Genomic DNA, 1,363 nt, shown 5'->3' on the forward strand with positions numbered 1-1,363 from the left:
ATCATATTCTCAGATGTCGAAAACTCTCCATGATTTTCTATCATTTTTTATAAAAACATAGCTAAAACAATCGAAATCTGGCAAAAAGTTATGATTATTATAAACATCAAATTGATTCTATCTCACGTTGTTGTTTTGACTATGAAATGACTCAACTTCATATATCAATCATAATAAATAACTATTTCATTCATGGTTCACTTCCTTTTTTTATTTATATACTAAAACCTAATACGCATCTATAAGTCTAAGAAAGATATAAGCACGTATTAGATTTTCGATAAAACCTGTTTTAGCTTTAATAACAGCTTTGTTCAAATTTGATATTTTCTAAATCATAAAAGTAACGGATCTTAAGCTTAGAACATGAATGATCAAAAAGCTGGACGAGACTGCCCACGATATTTCTCTAGTAAAGCATCTAGACGGGCGACTGTTTCGATATCAGCTTGTCCATCATATTTTTGTGGGTAAAAATGCATTTGAAAAGCAGAAACAACATCCGTTGTTGCCTGATCATACACACCTGTGATGTTAATATCATATCCGTACTTTGATAGTTTTATTTGCAAATCACTTACGTCATTTTTCCAGGGAAAGTATGTTTTGTAATATGAAACCGTGTCTTCATCAAACCATGCACCTATATTGTATTCTTTATATAGTTGCTCCCATGGAAATAATGGACCTGGATCAAATTTACGACCTGGTGCAATATCACTATGACCAACCACCCGTGATGGTGTAATTCCATATTCATTAATTACCCTTTTCGCAACTTCTGCAACAACTTCAATCTGCTTTTTGGATGCATACGGGTACCATCTTCTCAACATTAATGGCTGATTTTCATCCGCCTCTGGAAATCCCAAATTTTCAATTTCAATCCCGATACTAGATGCATTGAGACTACGATTACCTTGCCAAAAGCTTAACCCTGCATGCCATGCTCTTTTATTATCTGGAACCATTCTATAGATAACAAATTGATTGTTTATTGGTAGTTCTGGAATAAGATAATGGCTACTCGCCTGATAGTTTTCGTCGCCAAAACGTTTCAAAGTTTCTTGGTAAGTAATAGCTGTATAGTGCAGAATTAAAAACATTTCTCTGGCATCTTGATTTGGTGATAAATGATTTTCATCAATTTGATATTGATTACTGATCAAATAATCACTTTTAGATGCAGGAGGTGCTGATGTCTCTATTTGATTTGGCATTTCCAAGACCTTTTCATCGTCATTACATGCTGCTAAAAATATTGTACTGAAGATAAACAAAACTACTAACTTTATGAATTTTTTCATGATTAATTCTTCTTTGTTCAGATTATTCGTATAAAATGTACTGCTGTGTAAACAGC

Annotated in this window: 1 protein-coding gene; it reads right to left on the reverse strand. The window is 32.9% G+C overall.

The features are described 5' to 3' along the window. Window positions 1-374: 374 nt before the first annotated feature. The coding region (locus KPC_RS19760; protein ID WP_213065922.1) for an N-acetylmuramoyl-L-alanine amidase at window positions 375-1,363 on the reverse strand (989 nt) is incomplete at its 5' end.

This window comes from Acinetobacter stercoris, from assembly GCF_900323515.1.
Taxonomy (GTDB): Bacteria; Pseudomonadota; Gammaproteobacteria; order Pseudomonadales; family Moraxellaceae; genus Acinetobacter; species Acinetobacter stercoris.